Consider the following 21236-nt stretch of genomic DNA (forward strand, 5'->3'; position numbering starts at 1 on the left):
ACTCGGGGCGGGAACCGTTGCCCTCCACGGAACGTAACCCTGGTCATGATTCCAGATCTGCCCACGCCGCCCGAAGAGGATAGAGTCGCGCGCAGCGGCCTGCGCTACCGCATCATCGGGAAGGTGCAGCCCACCGTGATCCTCGACCTCGACGCCCGTCACGGTGTGTTCACGGACGCGGGCGGCCTGTCGTGGATGACGCCCACGCCCACCATCAGCATGACCACGAACATGCAGGGCGGCCTGCTGGGCGGCCTCACGCGGGCCTTCAGCGGCGGCACCGTGTTCCTGATCCACCTGAACACCTCCTCGCGCAGGCAGGCGGCGTTCTGCGCGGATTTTCCGGGCCGGATCGTGCCGCTGGAACTCGATGCGGGCGAGAGCATCATCACGCACAAGCACGCCTTTTTGTGCGCCGAGAGCAGCGTGAACCTCGCCGTGACCTTCACCCGGCGCCTGGGGGCCGGCCTGGTCGGCGGGGACGGCTTCGTGCTCCAGAAACTCACCGGCCCCGGCCTGGCCTTCGTCGAGATGGACGGTGACGCCATCGAATACCGCCTCAGCCCTGGCGACACCATGCTCGTTGAACCCGGTCACGTCGCCATGTTCGACCCGAGCGTGGAGTTCAGCATCGAGATGATGAAGGGCATCCGTAACCTGCTGTTCAGCGGCGAGAGCCTGTTCTTCGCCAAGCTGACCGGCCCCGGCCGCGTGTGGCTGAACTCCATGACGGTGTCCAAGGTCGCTCACCGCGTCGGCGAGTACCTGCCCGGCAAGAGCTGAGCGCACAGGGCGGGGGCCAGGCGCCGGGTTCCCCCGAAGCACCTGGCCCCCGCGCGTGTTTAGACTTCCAGCGCCTTCTTGGTGATGAACGGCATCTGGTCGCGCAGTTCCTTGCCCACCACTTCCAGCGTGTGCGTCCGCATCTTGCCGCGCTGCTCGTTCATGTACGGGAAGCCCGCCTCGGCATCGTCGATGAAGCGCTTGGCGAACGCGCCGCTCTGGATGTCGCCCAGCACGCGGCCCATCTCTGCCTTGGTCTCCTCGGTGATGATGCGCGGCCCCGTCACGTAATCCCCAAATTCGGCCGTGTTGGAAATGCTGTGGCGCATGCCCTCGAAGCCCTTCTCGTAGATCAGATCCACGATCAGCTTGACCTCGTGCAGCGTCTCGAAGTACGCGATCTCCGGCTGGTACCCGGCCTCCACCAGCGTCTCGAAGCCCGCCTGGATCAGGTGCGTCACGCCGCCGCACAGCACGCTCTGCTCGCCAAACAGGTCGGTCTCGGTCTCTTCCTTGAAGGTCGTTTCCAGCACGCCGGCCTTCGTGCACCCGATGCCACGGGCGTACGCCAGGGCGATCTCGCGCGCCTTGCCGCTCGCGTCCTGCTGCACGGCGAAGATGCCGGGCATGCCCGCGCCGTCCACGTACACGCGCCGCAGCATGTGGCCCGGGCCTTTCGGCGCGACCAGGAACACGTCCACGCCCGCCGGGGGCTTGATCCGCCCGAAGTGCACGTTGAAGCCGTGCCCGAACGCGAGCGCCTTGCCGTCCGTGAGGTGCGGCGCGATGCTCTGCTCGTAGGTCTTCGGCTGCTGCTCGTCCGGGATCAGGAGCATGACCACGTCGGCTTCCTTCGTGGCGTCCTCGATGCTCGCCACGCGCAGGCCCGCCTGCTCGGCCTTGGCCTTGCTCGACGACCCGTCGCGCAGGCCCACGACCACGTTGAAGCCGCTGTCCCGCAGGTTCTGCGCGTGTGCGTGCGCCTGGCTGCCATAGCCGATGATCGCGATCAGCTTGTTCTCGAGGATGTCGGTGCTGACGTCACGGTCGTAGTACATTTTTGCTGCCATTCGTGGATTCTCCTACAGAGCGGTGAGTTCAGGGGGAATGTGGGCTAGGGGAGGGCGTGGGGAGTGAACTCACGACGGTCGAAGTACTCGACGTAGAGTTCGGGGTTCCGAAACGTCACTTCGCAGTAGTAATACTCGGAATCACGCAGATATCCGTGAGCCTTCAGGTCAGTGCCGTCGTAGGAGAATCCGGCCAGCACGCCGATCTCCCCGGCCCAGTCCATGCTTTGGATAAGGGGTTCGGCCTTGGCATCCGCTGCCTTGTGGAAAGTGAATGCGATGCTCTCCCAGTTCCTGACATCCAGGCGTACCCCGGTCAATCTGATGTTGCCGTCTATGAACATCTCGCTGATCCCGAGGAGCCAGCGTCTGGCTGTCAGATCCATCGACGACACCAGCACGGGAACGTCGGGAGAGACATCAAGAGCTGACATCATTGAGGGTTCCAGAACCCACATCAAATAGTTGCCGGACTGGGATTTTTCGGCCATTCAGAACAGGTTCGGCACGTGCCGCGCGCGTTCTTCCCTGGCCTCGACGCCTTCCATCACGGGTTTCAGCGCCTCGGTTTCGCCCTCGTGGTAGACGTGGCTGGGCACGTCGGCGTTGCTGCCGCGCGTCAGGGCAATGCGGCCGGTGCGCATGGTCTCCAGAATCCCAAACGGCCGCATCTGCTCGATGAAGGCCGTCAGTTTGCCTTCGTCGCCGGTGACTTCGAAGGTCAGGGCGTGGCGGCCGACGTCCACGATGCGGCTTCGGAAGTCCTCGGCGATCTGCCGGACTTCCACGCGGCTTTCCGGCGTGATGGCGACCTTCACGAGCACCAGTTCACGGTCCACGAACTTCTCCAGGCTGTGGTCGATGATCTTCACGACGTCGTGCAGTTTCTCGAGTTGCTTGATGGCCTGCTCGACCACGCCCCGGTCGCCGTGGACGACGATGGTCATGCGCGACACGCCGGGGTGTTCGGTGCTGCCGACCGATAGGCTCTTGATGTTGTAGCCGCGCCGTCCGAACAGGGCGGTGATGCGCGTCAGGACACGGGGTTCGTCGCGGACGAGCAGCGAGAGGAGCTGATCCTGGGCGTGCGTCATGCTTTGTTGGCCTCCTCGGCGGCGTGTTCCATGGCGTCACTCAGGTCCGGGGTACGCCCCGGTTCGGTCTCGATCAGTTCGTACAGCGCGGCTCCGGCGGGCACCATGGGGAACACGCCGTGCTCGTGCGGCACGACGACCTCCAGCAGGGCGGATTTCGGGTCATTCAGCCACGCGTCGATCGCGCCGGGCAGGTCGTCCATGCTGGTGGCGCGGTAGCCGGGCACGTCGTAGGCGTCCGCGAGCTTGATGAAGTCCGGGTTGCTGTCGCCCAGCCAGACCTCGCTGTAGCGCTTCTCGTGGAACATCTCTTGCCACTGGCGCACCATGCCCAGGAAGGAGTTGTTGATGATGCAGATCTTGACGTTGCGGATGTCGTACATCTTCAGCGTCGCGAGTTCCTGGGAGGTCATCTGGAAACCGCCGTCTCCGGCGATGACCACGGAACGCACGCCGGGTTCCGCCATGGCCGCGCCGATGGCCGCCGGGAAGCCGAAGCCCATGGTGCCCAGCCCGCCGGAGTTGATCCAGCGCCGGGGTCGCTCGAAGCGGGCGAGCTGCGCGGCGAGCATCTGGTGCTGCCCCACGTCGGAGGACAGGATGTCGTTCCCGTCCAGGCGATCCACGACCGCCTTCACGGCGTAGCCCGCTCCCCACGTCTCCGGCGTGACCGTCCGCGACGTCCACTCGGCCAGCGTGGCCTTCCACTCGGGCGTCAGAATCTTCTCGGCGCCCCTGGTCAGCATGGCGGCGGCCACCTTCGCATCGCCGCGCACCGGCACGTGCGTCCGGATGATCTTCCCGATCTCGGCAGCGTCGAGTTCCACGTGAATGATGCTGGCGTTCGGGGCGAAGCCGTTCACACGGCCCGTCACCCGGTCATCGAAGCGCAGGCCGATGCCCAGCAGCACGTCCGCCTCGCTGATCGCGCGGTTCGCGGCCACGCTGCCGTGCATGCCCGGCATGCCCAGCCACAGCGGATCGCTGGCGGGGAAAGCTCCCAGGCCCATCAGGGTCGTGGTCACGGGCAGCTGCCACGCGCGTGCCAGGGCGGTGATCTCGGGAGCCGCGTCGAGTCCGCCGCCGCCCACCATCATCAGCGGTTTTTTAGCGCCGCGCAGCAGTTCCTTGGCCCGCTCGATCGCCTCGGCACTGGGCGCTGGGATTTCCGGCCGGGCGTGCGGTGCGGGAATTTCCCCGTGGAACGCTGCGAGCTGGATGTCCTTCGGGATGTCCACCAGCACCGGCCCCGGCCGCCCGCTGCGCGCGATCCGGATGGCCTCCGCGACGATCCGGGGCAGGTCCTCGACCTCGCGCACCACGTAGTTGTGCTTCGTGATGGGCAGCGTGATCCCCGTGATGTCCGCCTCCTGGAAGGCGTCGGTGCCCATCAGGTGCCGGGCGACGTTCCCGGTGATCGCCAGCAGCGGCACGGAGTCCAGCATCGCGTCCGCGAGGCCCGTCACGAGGTTCGTCGCGCCCGGCCCGCTGGTCGCCATGCACACGCCGATCTCACCGGTCGCCTTCGCCCAGCCCTCGGCCGCGTGCGCCGCGCCCTGCTCGTGCCGCGTGAGCACATGCCTCACTTCCGGGTAGAAGGTCAACGCGTCGTAGACCGGCATGATCGCCCCGCCGGGGTAGCCGAACACGGTCGAGATCCCGTGGTTCGCCAGGGTCGCCCACAGCGCCTTCGCGCCGGTCATGTCGCCGCGATCCGGTCCGTTCAGTTGGTCTGCACCTTCTTTGCCCATGCTGCTCAGCCTCCTATGAAAAACCCCCGCTCCGTGATCGGGCGGGGGATGCGGCAGACGGCGGTACTCAGCCTCGGCATTCCCCGATGCTTACAAGTACCACCACAATGCGCGCGCTCATGCCGGGTAGCTTACGGCGCGCGGACGGGAAATGGCAAGGCGGGTCTAGACGGGCCGAGGGCGGGCTCAGCAACTGCTCCGGCCGCAGGTGCCCGCCGCAAGCCGAAGTAGCGGGTAACAGACAACCCCCGCCACTCGGACGGGGGTCTTGAGTCAGGCCTTACTCAGCCGCGGAATTCGCGGTCGGCGAAGTCCTCGCGGGGACGGCTGGATGTCTGGCCCCGGTCGTTGCCGCCCCGGCCCTGGCTGCTGCGGTTGCCGCCGCCCTGGCTGCCGCCACCGTCGCGGCTCCAGCGGCCCTGGCCGCCACCGCCCTGGCCGCCGCCCCGGTTGCCCCGGTAGCCGCCCTCGTCACGGCCGCTGCGGCCGCCGCCCTGGTAGCTGCCACCCTGGCGTTCACGGGTGGGCGCTTCGAACAGTTCCGGAAGTTCCTGCGCGACTTCGATCTGGATCTCGCCTTCCAGGGGGTTGGCGGCGATCAGCTTGGCGATGAACTCGCTGGGTACGTCGGCGACGGTGCCGCCGCGCCACTGGCGCACCTTGCCCAGGCGGCGGGTGTCGACGTCGCCGACGCGGGCCAGCAGGGCCACGGTACGGGCCACGCCCAGGCGCTCGCCGTGCAGGATGATGGTGGTCAGACCTTCCTCGCCGCTCAGCAGGCTGGCGGCCTTCATGGGCTCGGTCACGCCGCTGATCTTCGCCAGGGCGCGGGACAGGGCTTCGAGGCCCAGTTCGCTGAAAAGACGCTCGGCCTCGGCCTGGAAGCCGCTCGCGGCGTCACTGTCGACCTTGCGCACCATGTCGGCGCTGGCCTTGGCGCTGGCCGAAGCGACTTCCTTCGGCGTGGGCAGGCCGCGCTCGGTGAAGCGCACGCCCGTGATGCGTTCCAGGCCCGCCACATCGCGCTGCTCGCGATCCGAGTACATGATCACGGCGGTGCCGGTGCGGCCCGCACGGCCCGTGCGGCCCGAGCGGTGCACGTAGGAGTCGGGATCCTGCGGCAGGTGGTACTGCACGACCAGATCGACCTCGGGAATGTCCAGGCCACGCGCGGCCACGTCGGTGGCCACCAGCACGCCCACGCGGCCGCTGCGGAAGGCGCCGAGGGCGCGTTCACGCTGCGTCTGCGCCAGGTCGCCGTGCAGCGCTTCGGCTTCCAGGCCGCGATGGATCAGTTCGTTGGCCAGTTCGTCCGCTTCACGCTTGGTGCGCGTGAACACGATGGCCTTTTCCGGGTTGTAGACGGTCAGCAGGTCGGCCAGCACGCGGGTTCGGCTGCGGCCCACCTTGATCTTCAGATGCTCCACGGTCTGCGCGGTCTGGTTGCGATCCTCGCCCACCACGTCCACCAGCACGGGGTCGTTCATGTACTTCTTGCTCAGGCGGCGCACGTCCCCGCTCAGCGTGGCGCTGAACAGCATCGTCTGGCGCTCTTCGGGCGTCTTCTGCAGGATCGTCTCGATGGCCTCGGCGAAGCCCACGGACAGCATCTCGTCGGCTTCATCCAGCACGGCGAACTTGACTTCGGTCAGGTCGAGGTTGCCGCGTTCCAGGTGGTCGATCAGGCGGCCGGGGGTGCCGACCACGATGTCCACGCCGCGGCGCAGCGCGCTTTCCTGCGGGCCGTAGGAGGCGCCGCCGTACACGGTCACGGTGACGAGTTCGCCGCCGCTCTTGGAGAACTCGTCCGCAACCTGCTTGGCGAGTTCGCGAGTCGGGGCGACGATGATGGCGCGGGGCAGACGACCACGTTCGCGGCTGGGCGCTAGCGCCTGGATGATCGGCAGCGCGAAGGCCAGGGTCTTGCCGGTGCCGGTGCGGGCCCGGCCGATCAGATCCTTGCCGGCCAGCGTCTGGGGCAGGCTCTCGACCTGGATGGAAGTGGCTTCCGTAATGCCGCGTTCAGCGAGGCGCGCCGCAAGTTCGGGCGCGATCAGTTGATCAAAATTCATTTGTAGTCCTTTTGGGAAAGTCCCCTGCGAACTACAAACGCCTTTGTCGCGAAAGCTCGTCCTGAGTGTGGGGCACTCTCCGGCCGCCGGGTGACTCCCGGTCGGCGCACAAGGAAGAAGCTTACAGGAAAGGTGGACGGAGTGCAAGTGGCAGACGGAATGGTGAGGCCACCCGATCCATTCCCGTCACGTTCTGACAACTAGCCCGGATCCGTGCCGTCCTGCTAGAATGCCCCGTTTCAGAACGTAGGGCGCAGTGTGTCTTACGCAACAGTCATAACCCGCCTGTGAGGCTGCATGCCGTCCGGGACAGGAAAAAAGGAGTATCGACCTTGCAGAGCAACCTGATCGTCCGTGGCGCGAAGGAACACAACCTCAAGGACATCACCGTGGAACTGCCACGCGACCAGTTCGTGGTGATCACGGGCGTGTCCGGCAGCGGCAAGAGTACCCTGGCCTTCGACACCATCTATGCCGAGGGCCAGCGCCGGTATGTCGAGTCGCTGAGCGCCTACGCCCGGCAGTTCCTGGGTCTGATGGAAAAGCCCGACGTGGAGAGCATCACGGGCCTGTCGCCGGCCATCTCCATCGACCAGAAGACCACAAGCCACAACCCGCGCAGCACGGTCGGCACCGTCACGGAAATCCACGATTACCTCAGGTTGCTGTACGCCCGCGTCGGCACGCCGTACTGCCCGATCTGCGGCCGCAAGATCGAGAAGCAGAGTCCCAGCGAGATCACGGATCGCCTGCTCGCGGGCTTCCTCGACAAGCGCGCGATCCTGCTCGCGCCGGTCGTGCGCGGCCGCAAGGGTGAGTACCGCAAGCTGTTCGGCGACCTGCGCCGTGAGGGCTTCGCGCGGGTGCGCGTGGACGGCACGCTGTACGAGCTGGAGGAAGCCGAGAAGCTGAAGCTGGAGAAGTTCGAGAAGCACGATGTGGACGTGGTCATCGACCGCGTGACGCTGCGCGAGAGTGACCGCAGCCGCGTGGCCGAGAGCGTGGAACTTGGACTGCGCCGGGGCGAGGGCCTGCTGCGCGTGCTGATGCCGGACGGCGCGGAGGACGGCAGCGCGCACGAGGAACTGTACTCGGAGAAATTCGCCTGCCCGGAACACGGCAGCGTGCTGGAGGAACTCGAACCGCGCAGCTTCAGCTTCAACAACCCGTACGGCGCGTGCCCGGACTGTGCGGGCCTGGGCAGCAAGCAGGAGTTCAGCCCGGAACTCGTGATCGACGAGCGGCTGAGCATCGCCGAGGGCGCCATCCTGCCGTGGAGCAAGAAGGGCACGGGCGGCGGCGTGTACTACTGGGACAAGCTCAAGGCCCTCTCGGAGCACCTGGAGTTCGACCTGAAGGCCCCGTGGCGCGACCTGAGCGCGAAGGCCCAGAAGGCCGTGCTGCACGGGCCGGGCCAGCCCTTCGAGGTCGTGTACCGGCGGGGCGGCAAGGAGACCATGCGTTTCATGACCGAGTTCGAGGGCGTCATCACGAACCTGGAGCGCCGCTACGCGGACACCGAGTCCGAGTTCATGCGCGAGAAGCTGGAAGAACTGATGGAACTGCGGCCCTGCCCGACCTGCGGCGGCACCCGCTACAAGCCGGAGATTCTGGCGGTGCGGGTGGGCGGCCTGAACATCTCGCAGGCCAGCGGCATGAGCGTGCTGGAAGCCGACGCGTACTTCCAGCAGCTTCAGGACAGCACGCTGGATCACGTGACCATCGAGCCGTTCCTGGCCGGACACCTGGGCGGCGAGGCAAAGGCCCACGCGCCCCGCAAGTACGAGTACGCCCTGAACGACTTCGGCACGGCCGTGTCCGCACCGATCCTCAAGGCGATCCGCACGCGCCTGAAGTTCCTGGTGGATGTGGGTCTGGACTACCTCTCCCTCGACCGCACCGCGAACACGCTGTCCGGCGGCGAGGCGCAGCGCATCCGCCTCGCCACGCAGGTCGGCTCGGGCCTGACCGGCGTGCTGTACGTGCTGGACGAGCCGTCCATCGGCCTGCACCCCAAGGACAACCACCGCCTGATCGGCACCCTCAAGCACCTGCGCGACCTGGGCAACACCCTGATCGTCGTGGAGCACGACGAGGACACCATGATGGAGGCCGACTACCTCGTGGATATGGGGCCGGGCGCCGGGGTGCACGGCGGTGAGGTGGTCGCAGTCGGCACGCCGGAGCAGGTCAAGCACGACAAGAACAGCCTGACCGGCAAGTACCTGCGCGGCGAGCTGAAGATCGAGGTGCCCGCCGAGCGCCGCCGGGGCAACGGCAAGAAACTGAAGGTCATCGGGGCGCGCGAGCACAACCTTCAGAACGTGGACATCGAGATTCCGCTGGGCACCATGACCGTCGTGACCGGCCCGTCGGGCAGCGGCAAGAGCACGCTGATCCACGACATCCTGCACGCCACGCTGGCGAAGGAACTCAACGGCGCCAAGACCACGCCCGGCAAGTACGACCGCATCGAGGGCATGGAGCACCTCGACAAGGTCATCGAGATCGACCAGAGTCCCATCGGGCGCACGCCGCGCAGCAACCCGGCCACCTACACCGGCGTCTTCACCGAGATCCGCGACCTGTTCACCCGCACGCCCGAGGCCAGACGCCGTGGCTACCTCGCGGGCCGCTTCTCGTTCAACGTGAAGGGTGGCCGCTGCGAGCACTGCAAGGGCGACGGCGTCATGAAGATCGAGATGAACTTCCTCCCGGACATTTACGTGCCGTGCGAGGTCTGCAAGGGCGCGCGCTACAACCGCGAGACGCTGGAGGTGAAGTACAACGGCAAGACCATTGCCGACGTGCTCGACCTGACGGTGGAGGACGCCAACACCTTCTTCGAGGCGATTCCGCCGATCCAGCGCAAGATGCAGCTGCTGCTCGACGTGGGCCTGGGCTACATGCGGATCGGGCAGCCCAGCACCACGCTCTCGGGCGGCGAGGCGCAGCGGATCAAGCTCGCCACGGAACTCTCCAAGCGCGCGACCGGCAAAACCATCTACATCCTCGACGAACCCACGACCGGCCTGCACTTCGAGGACGTCCGCAAGCTCATGGAAGTGCTGCAACGCCTCGTCGAGGGCGGGAACACCCTGGTCATCATCGAGCACAACCTGGATGTCATGAAGACCGGCGACCACATCATCGACCTCGGCCCTGAGGGCGGCGTGCGTGGCGGACTGGTCGTCGCCACGGGCACGCCTGAGGAGATGGCCGCGCACCCCACCAGTCACACCGGGGAATACCTGCGCAAGGTGCCGGGCATCGTGCCTCAGGGGCAGACTGTGGAACGGGAACTGGTCGGGGCCGCCCCCGCGCGGAAAGGACGTGCTAAGAAGGGAGCAGCATGACCGAGCTTCCGGAGCCGACCCCCACGCCACCAGCCGACGCCAGCGTGGCGTCCGTGGAGTCCCAGGCTCCGGCTCCCCAGCCACAGCCCCTCAGGCGCCGCCGCATCCGCACGCCCGCCGAACTGCGGCACCGTGGGCAGTTCCTGCACTTCCTGCGCATCTTCGGCGGCCTGATGACGCTGTTCGCCCTGGCGTACTTCATGTGGACGCCGGGCGAGTGGCCCACCATGCTGCTCGTGTGGGTGCTGCTGACCTTGCTGGCGGACGAGTTCGGCGGGTGGTTCGGGTACATCGGCCTGGTGCTCGGCGGCCTGGGGTACTTCAGTCCGGATCAACCTGCGGCGCAGTGGCTGGTGATCCTCCCGCTGGTCGGAGGGGCGCTGTTCGCCGTGCTGCTCATCAAGCACTCGGGCGGGCCGTTCGTGCTGCCCTTCGCGGCCGTGCTGTATACCGGCGTGCTCCTGGGTGTCGCCCGCTATGGCCTGAAGGTCGACCCGCAGCTCAACCTGCCCGCCAACGCGACCTTCCAGCGCACGGCGCTGCTCGCCATGGCGGTGGGCCTGGGCATCAGCTTCGTGCGGCAGTTGACCGGCATCATCTACCGCGCAGTCATCCGGCGGCAGGCGCGGCTGGACGCCGAGCAGATTCCCGCCTGACCTCACCGGCAGTCGGCCGTCGTCATGCCGGGTCGCTGGGACATCCTTCTCTGCCCGTTCATATCCGGGCGGTACACTCGATGCCACCATGACCAGACTTCAGGGAACCAACTCCAACCGCACCGTGCTGGTGATCGGCACGCTGGTCGCCGTGGCGCTGATCGCCCTGGCCCTCTTCGCCGTGCGCGGCAAACCGGCCCCCGGTGCGGGCCTCGCGCCGAACTTCAACCTCGATGGCGTGGCCTTTGCCGGGCAGGCCGGCGCCCCCGTCTCGGTCGTCGTGGTCGAGGACTTCAAGTGCCCCATCTGCAAGAACTTCGAGGACACCATCGCCCCGGAGTTGAAAACCAAGTACATCGACACCGGCAAGGCCAAGATGTACTCGCTGGTCTGGCCGTTCCTGGCCACCACGCGTGGTCTGGCCACCGACGATTCCAAGCTCGCCGGGCAGGCGGCCCGCTGCGTGTACGACCAGAGCGGCAACGACGGCTTCAATGCCTACAAGGCCATTCTGTTCCGGGCCCAGGGCGACGAATCCACCGTGTGGGCCACCAAGTCCCGCCTGAAAGACCTCGCCAGTAACGTCGAGGGCCTCGATCAGGCCAAGTTTGCCACCTGCCTGGATACCGACACCACCGCCGCGCGTGTGGACGCCGACCGGCAGCAGGTCGAGAAGGCCGGCGTGAACCACACGCCCACCGTGTTCGTGAACGGCAAGGAAGTCATGGGCGGCGGCCAGAGCTCGTACCAGCTCGCGGACGTCAGCGCGGCCATCGACGCCGCCAGCAAGTAAGACCATGACCCGAGACAACCGCCTGTACCTCGCGTGGGTGATTGCCCTGATCGCCACCCTGGGCAGCCTGTATTTCAGCGAGGTGCGTGGCTTCAGGCCCTGCATCCTGTGCTGGTACCAGCGTGTGTGCATGTACCCGCAGGCCCTGCTGCTCGGCATCGCCGCCCTGACCGGCGATCTGGGCATCCGCCGCTACGCGCTGCCGCTGTCGGGCATCGGGTGGCTGGTCGCGCTGTACCAGAACCTCGAAACCTGGGGCGTGGTGCCCACCCTCAGGGGGTGCACAGCCGATCCCAGCGCGTCGTGTGGGACGCCCTGGCCCGTGTGGGGCGCGAGTTCTCCACTGAACACGGTCATCACCATTCCGGTGCTGGCCCTGATTGCCTTCACGCTGATCATCGCCCTGCTGAGTTGGCGGCGCCCCCGGACGCTGTAGACGCCACGGAGATCAGGCACCAACGTTTCGCCGAGCAGGTCAAATCGACGGAAACCGACGACGTACCACAGGCCGACCGCCGCCGGTCGCGGATCATTCTCCGGACGATACGGGTGTGGATTCGCGGGGAGGCAGAGCGGGCAGGGGGGCGCCCAGCGCGCCGCTCAGGCTGCGGCCCTGGTAGGCCGTGCTGGTCAGCCAGTAGCGTTGCACCCAGCGTTTCCCGAGGGTGGCGATCGGTACGGCGATGATCGCGCCCAGCGCCCCGCCAAGGCTCAGGCCGACCAGCAACGCCACCAGGATCGCGGCCGGACTGAGGGCCACGGTGCGGCCCATGATCAACGGCCCGAGCACGTTGCCCTGCAACTGGTTGATCACGAAGTACACGGCCGCGACCAGGCCGACCACGACGCCGCCCTGCGGCAGCGCCTGCAACATGGCCACGGCTGCCGCCAGCACGATCCCGACGTACGGGATCAGGCTCACCAGGCCGCTCAGCAGGCCCAGGGCCAGGGCATTCGGAACCTTCAGGATCAGCAGGCCCACGTAGGCCAGCGCGGCGGCGGCCAGCATCAGCAGCAGTTGTCCGCGCATATATCCGCCGAAACTCTCGCTGACGTCCTCCGAGAGCTGGTACACAGTCGGCTGCCACACGCGGGGAAACAGGTGCAGCACGCTCAGGCCCACGCGGGCGTAATCGAACATGAAGTACAGCGCCAGGGTCACGATGAACCCCACCTGTCCCAGGTACCCGATCACGTTCGAGAGGGTGTTCAGGACGTCCGGGCCGCTGCTCAGCACCCGGTCGAGGATCGGGCCGGCGTTCTGCGTGAGGTTGGTCGTCTGCTCGCCGATGTACTTGTCGACGCTCGCCTTGAGGCCCTGCGCGCCGGGGATCTTGTCCAGGCGGTCGAGCGCACTGAACAGCACCTTCTCCAGGTTCTGCGCAATCTGCGGAATGCCGTTGATCAGCCCCGTGATCTGTGAACTCACCGCCGTGACCAGGAAGGCCAGCAGGGCCAGGGTCACGATCAGCAGCAGCATCACGCCGATCGGTCGGCCGATCCGGTGCCGTTCGAGCCACAGCAGCACCGGCTGCGCCAGGAAGGCCAGGGCGTAGGCGCTGAGCACCATGAAGATCACGCCGGCCAGCAGGCCCGATCCCCACACCAGCAGCCGCCACGCCACCCACGCCATTGCCACGTACGCCACGAGGCGCACCACCGGCCGCGCCCACATCAGGCGCAGCAGATGACGGACGTCACGGGCCTCCCACCAGCTGACGGGGTCGCGCTGCGGCCGTGGGGACGCATCGGGCAGGTCGGGCGTAGGGGTCACCACCACATCCTGCCACCAATTCTGGGGGGGTGACATGCCCGCTTTCAGGGCATGAGCCTGAGGTGAAGACTGGTGTCACCGCGGTGCCGCACTCCGCTGGAGGGTCTGCGAAACCTGGCGGTGCCCGCCCTCAGGCGGCGCTGGGCAGGGGGGTGGGCGGCTCGGTGCGGCTCCCGGCCCTCTGCCAGAAGTACACGGCGGCGATCAAGGCAAGGGCTCCCAGGTTGTACAGAATGTTCGTGGGGATGATCAGGATGAAGGAGGCGACCAGCAGCAGCAGCATCTGCACTGGGTTCGTCTTGCGGTGCAGAAAGCGCAGCGTGGCGGCGCTGAACGCCACCAGCCCGATGAACGCGAACACCACCATGAAGATCGCGTCACCAACGGGCACTCCGCCCAGGCGGCCGTCCTGGATCAGCAGCAACTGCGGGTTGAAGAACATCATGTAGGCCAGCAGGGCCGTGCGCAACTCGTACTGAAAGGCCTGGATGCCTGTGGCCACAGGATTTCCGCCGCTGATGGCCGCCGCCGCGAAGGCAGCGAGGGCCACTGGAGGCGTGCTGTCGGCCATGATGCCGAAGTAGAACACGAACATGTGGGCGGGCAGCAGCTGCGCCGGGTTCCCGGTGTCGAAGCCGGCGACCTTCACGATGATTGGGACGATCAGCGCGCTCATCAGGATGTAGTTCGCGGTGGTGGGCAGCCCCATCCCCAGGATCAGGGCGATCAGCTGCGCCATGAACAGCACGACCAGCATCTTCAGGAAGGGGTTCGTGAACACAGCCGACACGCTCTCCACGATGTCCGCCAGCCCGAAGCCCAGCCCCGTGATGGTCACGATCCCCACGATGATCCCGGCCGCGCCCGTGGCGACGGCGATCCCGACCATACTGCGCGCCGCGCCCTCGAAGGCCTCCACGATCTTCCGCAAGCCGTCCAGCGCGCCCTGCCCAGCGCTGCGGCCGCTTCGGCGGGCCAGCCAGATCTCCTGCATGACCATCATCACGAGCATCATGTACACCGTGTACAGGGCGATGCGCTCCGGCGTGGCCTCGGGGTTCATGGTCAGGGTGCCCAGCAGGTACCCGAGCGGGATCAGGTAGTACCAGCCGGACAGGAGCGTTTTGCGGACGCGCGGCAGCTCGTTGCGGGGCAGGCCCTTCAGGCCGAGTTTCAGGGCTTCGATGTGCGTCACGACCAGCAGCGCGCCGTAGCACAGAAACGCGGGGATGGCCGCTGCGGCAATCAGGGCGCGGTAGTCGATGTTCAGGTTCTGCGCCATGATGAACGCCGCTGCGCCCATCACCGGCGGCATCAGCTGCCCGTTGCTGCTGCTCGCCACCTCGATGGCGCCGGCCTTTTCGGCCGAGTACCCGACGCGTTTCATGGTGCCGATGGTGATGTTCCCACCGGTCACTACGTTGCTGATCGCGGAGCCGGAGATGATGCCGTTCAGTGCGCTGGACAGCACGCTCGCCTTTGCGGGACCCCCCCGGAAGCCGCCCAGCAGACCCTGCGCCACGTTCATGAACCAGTCTCCGGCGCCCAGTTTGTCGAACACGGCGCCGAACAGCACGAACAGGAACACGATCTGTGCCGACACGCCCAGCCCCGTGCCGAAGATGCCCTCGGTGTTCGCGAACAGCTGCCCAACCACCTGTGGCCACGTCGCTCCGGCGTGCAGCTGCAGCTGTGGGCCCAGATCGCCGTGGATCAGGCCTTTGGGACCGGTCAGGGCGTACGTGATGAACACGATCGCCACTACCGGCATGGCAATCCCGATGGTGCGCCACGCGGTCAGCAGTAGCAGCACGATCATGGCGCTGCCTACCCAGACGTCCGGAGTGGTCAGCACTCCGCCCTGGATATTGGCGATATCTGGGTACTGCCGGATCAGGTACGCCGCCGTGAGGGTCGCCCCGATGCCCAGAATCCAGTCGACCCACGGCACGCGCGTCTGCGGGTGACCCGGTGTCTTGCGGAATGGGAACACCAGATAGGCCAGCGCGAACGCGAACCCCAGGTGCGTGGCGCGCAGGGTCACGGTGTCTACATTGCCCACCTGCGTGGCGTACATCTGGTACAGGCACCATGCGACCGCCAGCAGCGTGACCAGCAGCGCCTGCCAGCCGAACAGCTTTCGGCCCCCGGTCTCGGCGGCCTCCACGATCTCGAGGGCGCGCTTCTCGCCCTCGGTCATCTCGTGGCCCGGCGGGCTCAGCGTGGCATCGGAACTGATCGGACGGGTCGGGTCACTCATGCTGTCCTCACTATGAACAAAGGGCGGCGGGGGCCAGCCGCACGCAGCGGACTGACCCCCGGTCTGTCAGGCGAACCTGGGGGCTTACTTGACGTTCAGGCCCTTTTCCTTGTAGTACTTCAGCGCGCCGGGGTGCAGCGGCGCCGGTAGCCCCTTGACGGCCTTGGCCAGCGTGAAGTTCGCCGCCAGGCTCGGGTGGATGGCCTTCAGCGCCGCCTCGTTGTCGAACATGGCCTTCATGGCCTTGTACACGGTATCGTCGCTGGCGTTCGTGGTCGTCACCAGGGTCGCCTGCACGGCCACGCTCGGCACGGTCGCGCCCACCCCCTTGTACTGCCCGCCGGGAATGTTGTAGCGCACGTAGAAGGGGTATTTCTTGATCAGGCTGGCTGCCTGGTTCCCCGCCACCGGCACCAGGCTCACGGGCAGCGTCTGCGCGATCTGCGCGATCACGCTCGCGCCCAGGCCACCGGTGAAGAACAGCGCGTCGGCGCGCTTGTCCTGCATCAGCGAGATGCCCTGCGCCGGCGACACGCGCAGCGCTTGCCCCAGATCTTCGAAGGTCACGCCGTAGGCCTCCAGTACCTGCTTTGCCGTCTGCTCGGTGCCGGAACCCAGGTCGCCAATGACCACGCGCTTGCCTTTCAGGTCGGCCACGGATTTGATGTTGCTGTCCTTCAGGGCCACCAGGTGCAGCACCTCGGGATACAGCATGGCCATCACGCGCAGCTTGGCGTTCGCCTTGCCCTCAAAGGCCGGGAGGCCCGTGCCCTTGTACGCGTAGTACGTGATGTCGTTCTGCACCAGCGCGGCGTCCAGCTCGCCCGTGCCCAGCGCGTTGACGTTGAACACGCTGCCGCCTGTGCTGCGGGCATTGGCGCGTACCCCACTGCCACTGTCGTTGATCAGCTTGGCCATGCCGGTCGCCACCGGGAAGTACACGCCGGTCGTGCTGCCGGAACCGATGGTGAGGAAGGTGCTGCCCTGCGCGAGGGCCAGCGCGGCGGTGGCCAGGGCGCCGACGGCCAGGAACTGCTTCGTGGTCTTCTTCATGTGAATCCTCCTGAGGACAGCACGTGAACCGTGCTGGGTGGGGTTGAGGGGAACGCACGACATGTTAACACACGGATGAAATCCTATTTTTGTCCCGCCCAGCCGTCCCTGCTCCCTCCTGGCTGCCCACGCGTTACAGTGACGTCATGACGTCCGAGCGATCCGTCCGCGCCAGCGATTCCGCCCCGATCATCGTGGCCCAGGACGTCCAGAAGCACTTCGGCACCTTTCACGCCCTGCGCGGCGTGACCATGAGCGTCCGCCCCGGCGAGGTCGTCGTCGTGATCGGCCCGTCCGGCAGCGGCAAGAGCACTTTCATCCGCACCCTGAATGCCCTCGACCCGCACGACGGCGGCACCATCAACGTGGACGGCATCCCCCTCAACGGCCAGGGCAACATGGACGCCATCCGGCGCGAGGTCGGCATGGTCTTCCAGAGCTTCAACCTCTTTCCCCACCTGACCGTGCTGGAGAACATCACCCTGGCCCCCACCCGGGTGCGCCGCACCAGCCGGGCTGACGCCCAGGCCCGCGGTCTGGAACTCCTGCGCCGCGTGGGCATCGAGGAACAGGCGTACAAATATCCCGCGCAACTGTCAGGGGGGCAGCAGCAGCGCGTGGCGATTGCCCGCGCCCTGGCCATGGATCCCAAGATCATGCTCTTCGACGAGCCCACCAGCGCCCTCGACCCCGAGATGATCAAGGAAGTGCTGGACGTCATGAAGGAACTGGCCCGCTCGGGCATGACCATGCTGGTCGTGACCCACGAGATGGGGTTTGCCCGCGAGGTCGCCGACCGCCTGCTGTTCTTCGATCAGGGCAACATCGTCGAGGACACCACCCCCGAGGAGTTCTACGCCAACCCCAAGCACGAACGGGCCAAGCAGTTCCTGAGCAAGATCCTGGGTCACTGATCTGGGAGCCCGCACCCACCCGGGCGATGCTCGACCCCAGTGCCCGGCGGTCGCGCACCGGCTCAGGCGTCGCGCCGCAGCTTGCCACACCGCCACCACGCCGCGGCGCTGAACAGGGCGCTCAGGACGAACACCGGGGTATAGCCGGCAGCATCGGCGATCAGGCCGCCCAGCACGGGCAGGAACAGGGCGCCACCGACCAGGGTGTTCAGGGTACCGATGTACCGGCTGCGTTCGCCGGGCGGCGCGATGTTCAGCAGGTGGTTGGTGTGCCCCAGGTTGAAGCCTTGCGCGGCCACTGACGTCAGGATGAACACGCCCAGGTACGCCCAGGTGCCCAGGTGGAGCGCCCCGACCACGATGGCGTACAGGGGAGCGATGCCGTAGAAGAAGGTGGCGTAACGGATGATACGGCGTGAGCCCTTGCGCTCCGCGACGCGTTGCCACACGACGTTCGATAGTGGGGCGGCGCCGGTCAGGGCCATCACGAAGATACCGAGCGTGGCGGGCGGAAAGTGCAGGCTGCGCAGGGCGTTCGCGGCGTAGAACGGATCGCTCATGCTGCCGCCCGCGAGGAGCAGCCGGACGATCAGGAACGCCCGGAAGTGCGGATCACGCAGCGTCTGGGGAATGGCTTTCAGCTCCCCCCGCACGCCCTGCGGTTCCTGCGGAGGATCCGGCGGTTCGTCCACCCGGCCGAGCACGCTGTACCCGAAGGTGTAGGCGATGGTCGCCAGCGCGAAGATCAGGGCGTAGTCGTAGGGGAACTGCAGCGAGGAGCCGAGGATCAGCCGGACGATCAGCCCGGCCCCGAAAGCAAGCAGGCCGCCGTACAGGTTGCGCGTGCCGAAGAAGCGGGCGCGCCGGTCGCTGGCCACGGTCTTGCTGACCACTTCCAGGAACGGCAGGCCCGACACGCCGGACGCCAGCGAGTTCACCAGCATGGCGAGCACGAAGAGCGTGAGGCACAGCGCGGGCCTGTCGGCGAGCAGGCCCGCGACCAGCACCATGGCCAGGTACGCACCGGTGCGGGCTCCGGCGGCCGAGCGGTAGACCGGCAACTTGTACGGCAGGGCCCGCACGCGCGCGGCGACCAGCAATTGCGGCAGCATCCACCCGCCGGCCGCGATCGACGGCAGCAGTCCGATCACCCAGTTCGGCGCGCCCAGGCGGGACGCGAAGCCCGCCACGACCACGGGCACGTTCAGGAAGCCGTCGCCGAGCGAGGCGCCCCAGCCGTTCAGGATGCCCAATTTCTCGTTGCGGCTCCAGTTCATGCGCGGCATCGCGGGCATTATCCGCCCTGGTCGCGCGGGCGGTTCGGCGTGGCTGGACAACGCCTCCTGCGCTGGCCGGAACCCGACCGGGAAAACTGCTCTACGCTGCTCGGCATGAGGATCCGCATCAAGGAGGTCGCCGAGCGCGCGGGAGTGAGTGCGTCCACGGTCTCCAAGGTGCTGTCCGGGCACGACGTGTATGCCGTGCGCGCCGAGACGGCCCAGCGGGTCCGGCAGGTGGCCCGTGACCTCGGGTACGTGCCGGATGTGGCCGCGCGGAACCTGCGCACACGCCGCACCGGGCAACTGGGCGTGGTGCTGGAGGCCGTGGGTGCCTCGGAACCGGATGAGCTGCTGGGGGATCCGTCGGTGAGCAGCGCAGTGCGACGCACCTTCGACGGCGCGATCATGGCGGGCCTGAGCGGCGCGGCCCGGGAGCTGGGGGTGCCCGCGCTGGTGGTGTATCCCGGGGGCGGACACGCCCTGCACACCTTCCTGGACGGCCGGGTGGACGGTCTGCTGGTGGGCTGCGATCCGCTGCGTGGACACGGGTTGCTGGCCAGCCTGGCGCAGGCGACTTTGCCGGTGGTCGCGCTGTGGACCCAGCGGGTGCCGGAGAGTGTCGGTGCGGTCGATGTGGATCATGCGGGCGGCGCGGCGCTGGCGACCGCGCACCTGATTGGGCTGGGGCACACCCGGATCGTGTTCTACGGCGGTGGCATCCGCAGTGGAGTCGAGCATTTCGCGCGCCGTCAGGAGGGCTATGCCCGGGCGATGGCGTCGGCGGGACTGCCGGCGCTGGCCGCCCTGCACGATGGCCCGAGCCTGCTCCACGCGGTGCGGGAGGGTGTGAGCGCCGTCGTGGCCGAGACGGATCTGGGGGCCGCCGCCGCGTACCGGGCCCTGCGGTCGGCGGGGCTGCGCGTGCCGGACGACGTGTCCCTGATCGGTTTCGACGACATCCAGGGCGCGGAATATATCGCCGGTGGCCTGAGCACCGTGTACCACCCGGCCGCCGAGATGGCGGCGGAGGGCGTGCAGGCGCTGATGCGCAGGCTGTCGGGAGAAGCCCCACGTCAGCAGCTGATTCCGGCCCGGCTGGTGCTGCGCCGCAGCACGGCGGCTCCGAGGCGTGCCACCGACACGTCCTGACCGGCGCCGCCATCTGGGCTTGCACGCCTGAGGCGGGCATGTAATGATGCCGGTACAGAAATCGATTTCCTTTCCGGTTCCAGGTTCTCTCAGCGCATGGGGGATTCGCGCCTCGGCCCGGTCAGGCGTGCGGCCCAGCTCGGGCCAGATGCCCGGCGGGCACAGTTTTAAGGAGTCCCATGAAACGACTTGGCATGCTCATGACCACCGTGCTCGGCGTCGCGCTGCTCGGCAGCCCCGCCCACGCCCAGAAACCCGTCGTGGTCGGGGTCAGCTGGTCGAACTTCCAGGAGGAACGCTGGAAGACCGACGAGGCCGCCATCAAGGCCCAGCTCGACAAGCAGGGCGCGAAGTACCTGAGCGCCGACGCCCAGAGCAGCAACGAGAAGCAGCTGTCCGATATCGAGAGCCTGATCACGCGCGGCGCGACCGTCCTGATCGTCCTCGCCCAGGACAGCGAAGCCGTGCTGCCTGGCATCGCCAAGGCCAAGGCCGAGGGCATTCCCGTGATCTCCTACGACCGCCTGATCGAGGATCCGTGGGCCTTCTACATCTCCTTCGACAACAAGGAAGTCGGCCGACTGCAGGCGCGCATGATCCTGGCCGCCCAGCCCAAGGGCAACTACGCCTTCATCAAGGGCAGTCCCACGGATCCCAACGCGCAGCTGCTGTACGACGGCCAGCTGGAAGTCCTGGCCAGCGCCATCAAGTCCGGCGCGATCAAGAACGTGGGCAACCAGTTCACGGAAGGCTGGAAGCCGGAAGTCGCGCAGCGCAACATGGAGCAGATCCTGACCGCCAACGCCAACAAGGTCGACGCCGTGGTCGCCTCGAACGACGGCACCGCCGGCGGCTCGGTGGCGGCGCTCGCCAGCGTGGGCCTTGCGGGCAAGGTGCCCGTCTCCGGCCAGGACGCCGACAAGGCCGCGCTGAACCGCATCGCGCTGGGGCAGCAGACCGGCACCGTGTGGAAGGACTCGCGCACGCTGGGCACCGAGGCCGCCAAGATCGCCGTGATGCTCTCGGGCGGCATGAAAGTCTCGGCCATTCCCGGCGCGAAGGTGTTCAACGGCGGGCCGCGCAAGGTGGCGGTCAGTTCCACGCTGCTCAAGCCGGTCGTGATCACCAAGGCCAACCTGGGCACCCTGATCACCGCCAAGTGGGCCACCAAGGACGAGATCTGCAAGGGGGTCACCGGCGCGGCCGCCCCGACTGCCTGCCGCTGAACGTC

Annotated in this window: 17 protein-coding genes; 8 read left to right on the plus strand and 9 right to left on the minus strand. The window is 67.2% G+C overall.

What is annotated here, in order from left to right; translation table 11 throughout:
* Positions 1 to 45: 45 nt before the first annotated feature.
* A complete protein-coding gene (locus E7T09_RS01375; protein ID WP_205746933.1) occupies positions 46 to 783 on the plus strand; it encodes an AIM24 family protein in 738 nt (245 codons plus the stop codon).
* Positions 784 to 842: 59 nt separating this feature from the next.
* On the opposite strand, the gene ilvC is transcribed toward E7T09_RS01375, so the two are convergent.
* The 5 genes from ilvC to E7T09_RS01400 form a co-directional block, all read right to left on the minus strand.
* Entirely contained in the window at positions 843 to 1853 is a 1011-nt protein-coding gene (gene ilvC / locus E7T09_RS01380) for a ketol-acid reductoisomerase (protein ID WP_136387351.1), read from the minus strand.
* Positions 1854 to 1897: 44 nt separating this feature from the next.
* Positions 1898 to 2344: a hypothetical protein gene (locus E7T09_RS01385; RefSeq protein WP_136387352.1), complete on the minus strand. Its 447-nt coding sequence runs from the start codon at positions 2342 to 2344 to the stop codon at positions 1898 to 1900.
* Positions 2345 to 2947, minus strand: coding sequence for an acetolactate synthase small subunit (gene ilvN / locus E7T09_RS01390; protein WP_168734650.1), 603 nt, complete (start codon positions 2945 to 2947; stop codon positions 2345 to 2347).
* The gene (ilvB, locus tag E7T09_RS01395; protein WP_136387353.1) at positions 2944 to 4698 is read right to left on the minus strand and encodes a biosynthetic-type acetolactate synthase large subunit; all 1755 of its coding nucleotides are present in this window, start codon (positions 4696 to 4698) and stop codon (positions 2944 to 2946) included. The genes ilvN and ilvB overlap by 4 nt, the downstream gene beginning before the upstream one ends.
* Positions 4699 to 4982: 284 nt before the next feature.
* A complete protein-coding gene (locus tag E7T09_RS01400) occupies positions 4983 to 6770 on the minus strand; it encodes a DEAD/DEAH box helicase (RefSeq protein WP_136387354.1) in 1788 nt (595 codons plus the stop codon).
* A 332-nt stretch (positions 6771 to 7102) separates the two neighbouring features.
* Between E7T09_RS01400 and uvrA the strand changes: the two genes are divergently transcribed.
* From uvrA to E7T09_RS01420, 4 genes are all read left to right on the plus strand, one after another.
* The gene (uvrA, locus tag E7T09_RS01405) at positions 7103 to 10126 is read left to right on the plus strand and encodes an excinuclease ABC subunit UvrA (protein WP_136387355.1); all 3024 of its coding nucleotides are present in this window, start codon (positions 7103 to 7105) and stop codon (positions 10124 to 10126) included.
* A complete protein-coding gene (locus E7T09_RS01410; RefSeq protein WP_136387356.1) occupies positions 10123 to 10782 on the plus strand; it encodes a hypothetical protein in 660 nt (219 codons plus the stop codon). The genes uvrA and E7T09_RS01410 overlap by 4 nt, the downstream gene beginning before the upstream one ends.
* Positions 10783 to 10870: 88 nt before the next feature.
* Positions 10871 to 11575, plus strand: coding sequence for a DsbA family protein (locus E7T09_RS01415; RefSeq protein ID WP_136387357.1), 705 nt, complete (start codon positions 10871 to 10873; stop codon positions 11573 to 11575).
* A gap of 4 nt (positions 11576 to 11579) precedes the next feature.
* Complete coding sequence (locus tag E7T09_RS01420; RefSeq protein ID WP_136387358.1) at positions 11580 to 12011, plus strand: disulfide bond formation protein B; 432 nt, start codon at positions 11580 to 11582, stop codon at positions 12009 to 12011.
* 93 nt (positions 12012 to 12104) lie between these two features.
* On the opposite strand, the gene E7T09_RS01425 is transcribed toward E7T09_RS01420, so the two are convergent.
* The 3 genes from E7T09_RS01425 to E7T09_RS01435 form a co-directional block, all read right to left on the minus strand.
* Complete coding sequence (locus tag E7T09_RS01425) at positions 12105 to 13349, minus strand: AI-2E family transporter (RefSeq protein ID WP_168734651.1); 1245 nt, start codon at positions 13347 to 13349, stop codon at positions 12105 to 12107.
* Positions 13350 to 13479: 130 nt separating this feature from the next.
* Positions 13480 to 15609 carry a TRAP transporter permease gene (locus E7T09_RS01430; RefSeq protein ID WP_205746934.1) on the minus strand — a complete coding sequence of 710 codons (2130 nt, stop codon included), beginning with the start codon at positions 15607 to 15609 and terminating at the stop codon, positions 13480 to 13482.
* Positions 15610 to 15693: 84 nt separating this feature from the next.
* Positions 15694 to 16662 carry a TAXI family TRAP transporter solute-binding subunit gene (locus E7T09_RS01435; RefSeq protein ID WP_136387360.1) on the minus strand — a complete coding sequence of 323 codons (969 nt, stop codon included), beginning with the start codon at positions 16660 to 16662 and terminating at the stop codon, positions 15694 to 15696.
* 146 nt (positions 16663 to 16808) lie between these two features.
* On the opposite strand from E7T09_RS01435, the gene E7T09_RS01440 reads away from it, so the two are divergent.
* Positions 16809 to 17576, plus strand: a complete 768-nt coding sequence (locus E7T09_RS01440) for an amino acid ABC transporter ATP-binding protein (protein WP_136387361.1) — start codon at positions 16809 to 16811, stop codon at positions 17574 to 17576.
* 62 nt (positions 17577 to 17638) lie between these two features.
* Here E7T09_RS01440 and E7T09_RS01445 read toward each other — a convergent pair whose 3' ends face one another.
* The gene (locus E7T09_RS01445; RefSeq protein ID WP_370293627.1) at positions 17639 to 18871 is read right to left on the minus strand and encodes an MFS transporter; all 1233 of its coding nucleotides are present in this window, start codon (positions 18869 to 18871) and stop codon (positions 17639 to 17641) included.
* Positions 18872 to 18967: 96 nt separating this feature from the next.
* Here E7T09_RS01445 and E7T09_RS01450 point away from each other — a divergent pair, with 96 nt between their 5' ends.
* Positions 18968 to 20005, plus strand: coding sequence for a LacI family DNA-binding transcriptional regulator (locus E7T09_RS01450; protein ID WP_136387363.1), 1038 nt, complete (start codon positions 18968 to 18970; stop codon positions 20003 to 20005).
* 179 nt (positions 20006 to 20184) lie between these two features.
* Positions 20185 to 21231, plus strand: coding sequence for a D-xylose ABC transporter substrate-binding protein (gene xylF, locus E7T09_RS01455; RefSeq protein ID WP_205746935.1), 1047 nt, complete (start codon positions 20185 to 20187; stop codon positions 21229 to 21231).
* Positions 21232 to 21236: the final 5 nt, after the last annotated feature.

Source organism: Deinococcus sp. KSM4-11 (assembly GCF_004801415.1).
Lineage (GTDB): Bacteria > Deinococcota > Deinococci > Deinococcales > Deinococcaceae > Deinococcus.